The 8,275-nt window shown below is 70.4% G+C and carries 5 protein-coding genes; 3 read left to right on the top strand and 2 right to left on the bottom strand.

Annotated features, from left to right (window positions below):
- Window positions 1–1,362: 1,362 nt before the first annotated feature.
- Complete coding sequence (locus ACFSVL_RS37240) at window positions 1,363–2,457, top strand: MFS transporter (protein ID WP_378311295.1); 1,095 nt, start codon at window positions 1,363–1,365, stop codon at window positions 2,455–2,457.
- 48 nt (window positions 2,458–2,505) lie between these two features.
- Here ACFSVL_RS37240 and eno read toward each other — a convergent pair whose 3' ends face one another.
- The gene (eno, locus tag ACFSVL_RS37235) at window positions 2,506–3,780 is read right to left on the bottom strand and encodes a phosphopyruvate hydratase (protein WP_378311294.1); all 1,275 of its coding nucleotides are present in this window, start codon (window positions 3,778–3,780) and stop codon (window positions 2,506–2,508) included.
- A gap of 338 nt (window positions 3,781–4,118) precedes the next feature.
- Here eno and ACFSVL_RS37230 point away from each other — a divergent pair, with 338 nt between their 5' ends.
- Together ACFSVL_RS37230 and ACFSVL_RS37225 are read left to right on the top strand one after the other, a co-directional pair.
- A complete protein-coding gene (locus ACFSVL_RS37230) occupies window positions 4,119–5,615 on the top strand; it encodes a purple acid phosphatase family protein (RefSeq protein ID WP_378311293.1) in 1,497 nt (498 codons plus the stop codon).
- 152 nt (window positions 5,616–5,767) lie between these two features.
- Window positions 5,768–6,991, top strand: a complete 1,224-nt coding sequence (locus tag ACFSVL_RS37225; RefSeq protein WP_378311291.1) for a cytochrome P450 family protein — start codon at window positions 5,768–5,770, stop codon at window positions 6,989–6,991.
- Window positions 6,992–7,023: 32 nt separating this feature from the next.
- On the opposite strand, the gene ACFSVL_RS37220 is transcribed toward ACFSVL_RS37225, so the two are convergent.
- Entirely contained in the window at window positions 7,024–8,118 is a 1,095-nt protein-coding gene (locus ACFSVL_RS37220) for a CaiB/BaiF CoA transferase family protein (protein ID WP_378311289.1), read from the bottom strand.
- Window positions 8,119–8,275: the final 157 nt, after the last annotated feature.

The raw sequence follows: 8,275 nt of genomic DNA, 5'->3' as shown, positions 1-8,275 counted from the left end.
GAGGCCGCGAGGCCGCGAGGCCGCGAGGCCGCGAGGCCGCGAGGCCGCGAGGCCGCGAGGCCGCGAGGCAAGATAACGAACCACGCGTCTCCCCAGCCACATCGAGGTACCAGACCAAGCGCGACTCCCTGAGCGCAGCAAGACAACGAATTTCGCGCGACTCCCCGCACGAGGCAAGGTAGGGTCCAGAACATGACGTCGCCGGAGGCCAGCAGACGGTAGCCGCCCAGCCGCAAGCTGGGCGGCGGAGTGACGGGTGCCGGGTTTACTCCCGGGCTGAGCTGATCAGCGGAAGCTTCACCACACCGCACGGTCGAGCCAACGCGCTGTGCCGCGGGCAAGTTCTCGTGAGTGTTGATGCCGGTTCTAACCGGCATCAACACTCACGACACTCAACCCATCAGCACAGCCAACGAGCCATGCTCATGCGGCCGCGCCAACGGCATTGTCTGGCCACGACCAACCGCGCCAAGGCGAAGCCTGCGTACAGCGGCCACGTGCCGGCGAAGCCTTCCTGGTAGCGGACCGCGCCAGAGCGGAGCCTGCCCGCAGCAGCGCCACCGGCGAAGGCCGCGAGTGGTGCCGCTGGCAAAAGCCGCTCGGCACAGCCGTGCCAGGGAGAAGCCTGCTCTCGGCGACCGTGTCACTGGGAAGGCTTGTTCAGCGCAGCAACGTTGGGGCGAAGCCTGCTCACCACTGCATCGCCACGGGCAGAGTCTCCCTAGCCCAGCCGTGTCAGAGGAACCTGCTCACCGCAGTGGTGCCGCAGGCAAAACCTCACCGGCGCAGCCGTGCCGTGGGAAGTCTGCTCACCGCGGCGGAGGTGCGCAGGCAAGCCTCCCCAACGCAGCCGCGTCCGGGGGCCTGCTCACCGCAGTGGTGCCGATGGCGAAGCCTCACCAGCGCAGCCGTGCTACGGGAAGCTTGCTCGCCGCAGTAGTGCTGCGGGCAAACCTCACCGCGCAGCCGTGCCACGGGAAGCCTGCTCACTGCAGCAAAAGTGCGCAGGCCAGCCTCCACAACGCAGCCGAGTGGCCATCACGGTCCAGTCGCTGGCACTGCTCAGCAGAGCCGCGCCAGGCGAGGCGCTTGCCGCAGTGTCGTTGAGGAGGCCTCCCGACGCAGCCGCGCCGAGCCAAAGCCCCCGGTAGTCGCGCCACGGCAAACCCGGTGCAACGGCAGCCACTGCGTCGAGCCAGGCACAACGGTGCCACCGCATCGAGCCCGGCCCATCCAGACGGCAAGCACACCAGGTCAGCCCAGCGCACTGCCAGCCCCGGCCGACGCACCCCCGCTCCGCCCCAAAACCGTCCTCACCCCCAGGCGTCCCACCGACGCCACCATCTCCCGGAGTAGATTCCCTTGCCCCCTGTTCTCTTCGTCCTCGCCAGCGCTGTCTTCGCGCAAGGCACGTCCGAGTTCATCCTTTCCGGCCTGCTCCCCCAGATCGCCGCCGACACCGGCGTTTCCCTCGGCACCGCCGGGCTGCTCACGTCGCTCTTCGCGGCCGGGATGGTCGTCGGCGCGCCAGTGCTGGCGATGCTCGGCAGCAAGCTGCCCCGCAAGCTGGCCCTGCTCGCGTTCCTCGGGCTCTTCTGCGCGGCACACGTCATCGGCGCCCTCACCACCGACTTCCCGCTCCTCCTCGCCACCCGGGCCCTCGCGGCGTTCGCCAACGCGGGGTTTCTCGCCGTCTCGCTCGCGGCGTTGGGATCGCTCGTTCCAGCAGAGGGCGTCGGGCGAGCTACCTCCGTCCTGCTTTCCGGGGTGACGCTCGCGTGCATCGTCGGCGTTCCCGCCGGGACGGTGCTCGGGCAGTGGGCCGGGTGGCAGTCCGCGTTCTGGGCGATCGCGGCGATCACCGCGCTGGCCGCCGCGGCGCTGGCGACGGCCTCGTTCGACGATCCGCTGGCGACCACCCCGGTGTATCGCGAGTGGCGGGTGCTGAGGCAGCCGCGCGTCGTGGTCACTGTGGTCAAGGGGGTTCTCGTCAATGGCGGGACGTTCGCGGCCTTCACCTATCTCGGCACGATGGCGGCAGCGGGATGGGTCCCGGTCGTGCTGGCGGTGTTCGGGGTGGGTTCGTTTGTCGGCGTCACCGTTGCGGGCAAGGCGGGTCCCAGGGTCCTCAAGGCGGGCACCATCGCGCTTACCGCCGTGTGGGTGGCGGCGTTTTTCGCGGCGCAGAGTCTTCCGGGGCTCATCGTCGCCGCGTTGGTCGCCGGGGCGATGGCGTTCGGTGTCGGGTCCGCGTTGATCGCTGCGATCGTCACTGCCGCCAGCGCTGAAGCGCCGCGGGTGGCCGGCGCGATCGCGACCACGGCGTTCAATCTCGGGGCGGTGGTCGGGCCTGCGGTGGCGGGGGCCGTGGTCCTGGACGCGGCGCATGCGCGTGCGGCGTTCTGGGTGAGTGCGGGCTTCACGGCACTGGCGATGGTGCTCAAAGCAAAGAAATAGAAAAAGGCGGCCCGGGCGAAAACCCGGGCCGCCCCGAAAAAGACAAGCTCAGCGCAGGGTGTCCCAGCCCGCGTAGCGAGCCTCGGTGCCCAGCTCCTCCTCGATGCGGATCAGCTGGTTGTACTTCGCCGTGCGGTCGGACCGCGACAGCGAACCGGTCTTGATCTGGCCGCATCCGGTCGCCACGGCGAGATCGGCGATCGTCGTGTCCTCGGTTTCGCCCGAGCGGTGCGACATGACCGCCGAGTAGCCCGCCTTGTGCGCGGTGTCGACCGCGGACAGCGTCTCGGTCAGGGTGCCGATCTGGTTGACCTTGATGAGGATCGAGTTGGCGATGCCGCGCTTGATGCCGTCGCGCAGGATCTCGACGTTCGTGCAGAACAGGTCGTCGCCGACGAGCTGCACGCGGTCGCCGATGCCGTCGGTCAGCTGCTTCCAGCCGGTGTAGTCGTCCTGGGCGAGACCGTCCTCGATCGACACGATCGGGAAGCGTTCGGTCAGCTCGGTCAGGTACGCGACGTGCTCCTCGATGCTGCGCTTGCGGCCCTCGCCGGTGTAGTCGTAGACACCGTCGCGGTAGAACTCCGACGCCGCCGGGTCCAGCAGCAGCGCGATGTCCTTGCCCGGCTCGTAACCGGTCTTCTCGATCGCGCGGACGACGAACTCGAGCGCCTCGTCGGCCGACCCCAGCTGCGGCGCGAACCCGCCCTCGTCTCCGACATTCGTGTTGTGTCCCGCCTCGTGCAGCGATTTCCGCAGCGTGTGGAACACCTCGGAGCCCATCCGCACGGCCTCGGCGAACGTTTCCGCGCCGACCGGGCCGATCATGAACTCCTGGAAGTCGATCGGGTTGTCCGCGTGCGCGCCGCCGTTGATGATGTTCATCATCGGCATCGGCAGCAGGTGCGCGTACACCCCGCCGACGTACCGGTACAGCGGCAGGGTGTTCGCCGCGGCGGCCGCCTTCGCCACCGCCAGCGAGACCCCGAGCGTCGCGTTCGCGCCGAGGCGCGCCTTGTTCTCGGTGCCGTCGAGGGCGATCAGCGCGCGGTCGACGTCGGCCTGCGCCTCGGCCTCCATGCCGGCCACAGCTTCGGCGATCTCGCCGTTCACCGCGTCGATCGCCTTGCGCACGCCCTTGCCGTGGAACCGCTTCGCGTCGCCGTCCCGCAGCTCAACGGCCTCGCGCGTGCCGGTGGAGGCCCCCGACGGCACCGCCGCCCTGCCCACCGACCCGTCCGCCAGCACCACGTCGACCTCGACCGTCGGGTTGCCCCGGCTGTCGAGCACCTCACGGCCCCGGACCCGGACGATGCCTGTCATAACGCTCCTCGGAGGTTCCAGCCGAAGCACTCAGCGAACGCTCCGTGAAGCGCTCCGGACAGCTTGGCGGCACCACGGCGAGCCGCACGTCACAACGGAGGCTAGCAGAAGGGTTCTGAATCGATCAGGCGAAGCCGGGGGAATCCACTTCGGACAGTCCGGAATCCGTTTCCCGGCAAAGGGAACGAACCGGAGCCGGCCCGGGCGACACTTCACGCCCCGGACAGCTCGCGTTCATCGGCGGGCCGTGCGGCCAGCATAGCTTCGCTTCCGCCTGGGAGCCGGAGGAGGCCGCCGCCATGTCCAACACCGTCAGCCGTCGAGGAGCATTAGGCCTAATGGGCGCAAGCGCCGCCGTACCACTGCTCGGCTCTGGTACGGCAACTGCCGCCCCGCTCGCGCCAACCCCGGGCGGCGGCGCGACACCGGTGCAAGGTCTGCATCTCACGTTCGGCCGCGATCCGGCGCGGCAGATGGTGGTTTCGTGGCTCACCGACGGTCCGGTCCGCCGCCCTCGCGTCCTCTACGGCACGCTCGACGCCGGCTTCGGCTCGTACGCGCCCGCGGTCACCCGCAGCTATGTCGACGGCACCTCCAACCGCACGGTCTGGGTACACCACGCCGAGATCGACCGCCTCTGCCCGAACACCGAGTACCTCTACATCGCCCAGCACGAGGGCGCGACGCCCGACGCCGGCACCTTCCGCACCGCGCCCAGCGGCCGGTCCGCGTTCACCTTCACCAGCTTCGGCGACCAGTCCGCGCCGCAGGTCACCTGGGACCTCAAGGGCGCGCCCGCGCTCGACTTCTTCTCCACCCCGGCGACGAAGGACATCGTGACCGGCATCGAAACCGTCGCGCCGCTGTTCCACCTGCTCAACGGCGACCTCTGCTACGCCAACCTCGACGTCGACCGCGTGCGCACCTGGAACAACTTCTTCACCAACAACACCCGCTCGGCCCGCTACCGGCCGTGGATGCCCGCCGCGGGCAACCACGAGATCGAGAAGCAGAACGGCGCGATCGGGCTGGATGCCTACCAGGCGTACTTCCAGCTGCCGTCCACCGAAACGGACCCGGAACTCGCCGGCCTCTGGTACGGCTTCACCGTCGGCTCGGTGCGGGTGATCGTGCTGCAGAACGACGACAACTGCCTGCAGGACGGCGGCGACGTCTACGTCAACGGCTACTCCGGCGGCCGCCAGCTGGCCTGGCTGGAGAAGGAACTCGCGGCGGCGCGGGCGGCGCGCGACGTGGACTGGATCGTCGTCGCGATGCACCAGGTCATGATCAGCACCTCCGACGCGAACGGCGCCGACCTCGGCCTTCGCGAGAAGTACGGCCCGCTGTTCGATCGCTACGGCGTCGACCTGGTGTTGTGCGGACACGAGCACGACTACGAACGTTCCCTCGCTGTGCGCGGCGTGCTCTCGGAAAGCGAGACGCTCACGCCGAACCCGGTGTCCGACGCGACCGACCACATCGACACGACACACGGGACCGTCCACATGATTCTCGGCGGAGGCGGCGTCTCGGGCACCACCAACGGCAGTTTCTTCAAGGACGGCACCGGAAAGGTGCTGACCGCCGTCGCGGACAAGCGGGATCCGGCCACCGGCAAGCGGAAACCGACCTACGTGCGCGAGAAAGCGGTGTGGAGTGCGGTCCGCGACCTCGACCACCCCTACGGGTTCGCCGCGTTCACCGTGGACCCGGGACGCCGTCCTGGCGGCGCCACGACCCTGCACGTGACCTACTACAACGTGAACAAGCCGACCGGCGAACTGTCGGTTTTCGAACGGTTCTCGCTGCACCGCAAGCGCGCCGACGGCTGACGTCAACCCCTTCTCTCCGCTGGTCCGGACCACCCCTCAAGCCGGGCAGGCCGATCCTTAGCCGCGCTACGCTCTTTCCCGGACCCGGTGGCCGCGAGGACACCTCCCCCATCGTCCGTCCTTTGTGGACCATCGGGCCGCGAGGAGTTCCGATGGACCACGCCGTCACCCCCTTCGTGCTGGACCCGGCGGCGCCGGACGTGCACGGCGAGGGAGCCCGGCTTCGCGCACGCGGGCCGCTGACCGTCGTCGAACTGCCGGGCGGCGTGCTCGCCTGGTCGGTCACCAGCCTGCCGCTGCTGCGCAGCCTGCTCGCCGACCCGCGGGTGTCGAAGGACGCCCGGCGGCACTGGCCCGCCTACCGCGACGGCGAGATCGGCGCCGACTGGCCGCTGGCCATCTGGGTCTCGGTGCAGAACATGTTCACCGCCTACGGCGAGGAGCACCGGCGGCTGCGTTCGCTGGTGTCCAAGGCTTTCGCGCCCGGCCGGATCGCCGCGCTGCGCCCGGTGGTCGCGGAGATCGTCGAGGGCCTGCTCGCCGACCTCGACGCCGGACCGGCGGAAGCCGACCTGCGCGAACAGTACTGCTACCGGCTGCCGATCGAGGTGATCTGCCGGCTGGTCGGCGTCCCCGAACAAGCCCGGCCCGGCCTGCGCACCGCGGTCGCGGGGATCTTCGCGACGACCGCGACCGCCGAAGAGGCGACCGCCAATGTCGAGCTGCTGTACGGAATTCTGGCCGACCTGGTCTCGGAGCGGCGCGCCGATCCGGGCGACGACCTGGCGACCGCGCTCATCACCGCCCGCGACACGGACGGCTCCCGGCTCAGCGAGGCGGAGCTGGTGGACACGCTGATCCTGGTGATCACCGCCGGGCACGAGACGACGGTCAACCTGCTCGACCAGGCCGTGACCGCGCTGCTGACCCATCCCGCGCAGCTGCGGCAGGTCCTGGACGGAACGCGCACCTGGTCGGACGTGGTGGACGAGACGTTGCGCTGGCAGTCGCCGCTTTCGCACCTGCCGCTGCGGTTCGCGCTGGAGGACATCAAGGTCGAGGGCACGACCATCCACGAGGGCGACCCGATTCTCGCGTCGCTCGGCCCGGCCGGGCGCGACGAGGGCCACCACGGACCGGACGCGAACGAATTCGACCTGTCCCGCAAGGACAAGACGACGCTCGCGTTCGGCCACGGGGTGCACTACTGCCTCGGCGCGCAGCTCGCCCGGATGGAAGCGGAACTCGGGCTGCCCGCGTTGTTCGCACGGTTCCCGGAGCTGGCGCTGGCTCGGCCTGGGGACCAGCTGAAGCCGGTGCCGTCGTTTATCACCAACGGGCATGTGACGTTGCCGGTGCGGCTTAGGGCCTCGTGAGTGTTTATCCCGGTTCTAACCGGGATTGCCGCTCACGACTCCCACTCGGCCAGCACCTCTTCCGTATGCGCGCCCGGCACCGGCGGTGCTGACGGCACCCCTGTCGCACTGCGGGAAAACCGCGGCGCCGGAGCGGGCTGGACGATCCCGTCCAGCGTGATCAGCCCGGATCGCGCGGCGATGTGCGGGTGGTCGGCGGCCTCGTCGGGAGAGAGCACCGGCGTGACGCACGCGTCGGTGCCGTCGAAGACCTCGGTCCATTCGTCGCGGGTGCGGCTGAGGAAGGCGCGGGTGAACGTGGCGCGGAGCGCCGGCCAGCCGTCGCGGTCCAGCTGCGGCGGCAGGTCTTCCCCGGCGAGGCCAAGACCGTTCAGGAGCGCCGCGTAGAACTGCGGTTCGAGGGTGCCGACGGCGACGTAACGGCCGTCCGCGCAGACGTAGGTGTCGTAGAACGGCGCGCCGCCGTCCAGGAGGTTCGTGCCGCGTTCGTCGGACCAGGAACCCAGGCCGCGCAAGGCCCACATCATCTGGGACAGCACGTTCGCGCCGTCGACCATCGCCGCGTCCACGACCTGGCCGCGCCCGGTCCGGCCGCACTCCCACAGCGCCGCGAGCACGCCCGCGATCAGGAACATCGACCCGCCGCCGAAGTCGCCGACCAGGTTGAGCGGCGGCACCGGACGCTCGCCCGCGCGGCCGATCGCGTGCAGCACGCCGGTGAGGCCGAGGTAGTTGATGTCGTGCCCGGCGCGCTGGGCGAGCGGGCCGTCCTGGCCCCAGCCGGTCATCCGGCCGTAGACGAGCCGGGGATTGCGCGCGAAACAGTCGTCCGGGCCGACGCCGAGCCGTTCGGTGACGCCCGGGCGCAGGCCCTCGACCAGCACGTCGGCCTTCGCCGCGAGCCGCAGCACGAGTTCGCGGCCCTCGGGGGTCTTGAGGTCCGCCGCGACCGACCGGCGGCCGCGCAGCAGCGGGTCCGGCTTGCCGCCGCTGAGGTCGAGCGACCCGGACGGCCGTTCCACCCGGACGACGTCCGCGCCGAGGTCGGCGAGCACCATGCAGGCGTGCGGCCCGGGCCCGATCCCGGCCAGCTCGACGACTTTCAGCCCGCTCAACGGTCCCGCCACGTGCCCTCCTCGGCTCCGGTGCCTGTGCCGCCGCGACCCTACCGGCCGGTCGGGCCCGCGCCCGGGCGTGTGGGGTAACCCACCCGTGGCCCGACCCGGGCAGAACCGGCGCCGCGCCTCACCCGAACCGGGGACTGGCGTCTCGCCGCCGCGTCAG

This window comes from Amycolatopsis silviterrae (genome assembly GCF_042684085.1).
Classification (GTDB): Bacteria; Actinomycetota; Actinomycetes; order Mycobacteriales; family Pseudonocardiaceae; genus Amycolatopsis; species Amycolatopsis silviterrae.
This window is presented reverse-complemented; position numbering and strand designations above follow the sequence as displayed.

Bases quoted from the DNA above. Each gene is read 5' to 3' on its own strand.
- eno (WP_378311294.1), bottom strand. From the start codon at position 3,780: ATGACAGGCATCGTCCGGGTCCGGGGCCGTGAGGTGCTCGACAGCCGG.
- ACFSVL_RS37230 (WP_378311293.1), top strand. From the start codon at position 4,119: ATGGGCGCAAGCGCCGCCGTACCACTGCTCGGCTCTGGTACGGCAACT.
- ACFSVL_RS37225 (WP_378311291.1), top strand. From the start codon at position 5,768: ATGGACCACGCCGTCACCCCCTTCGTGCTGGACCCGGCGGCGCCGGAC.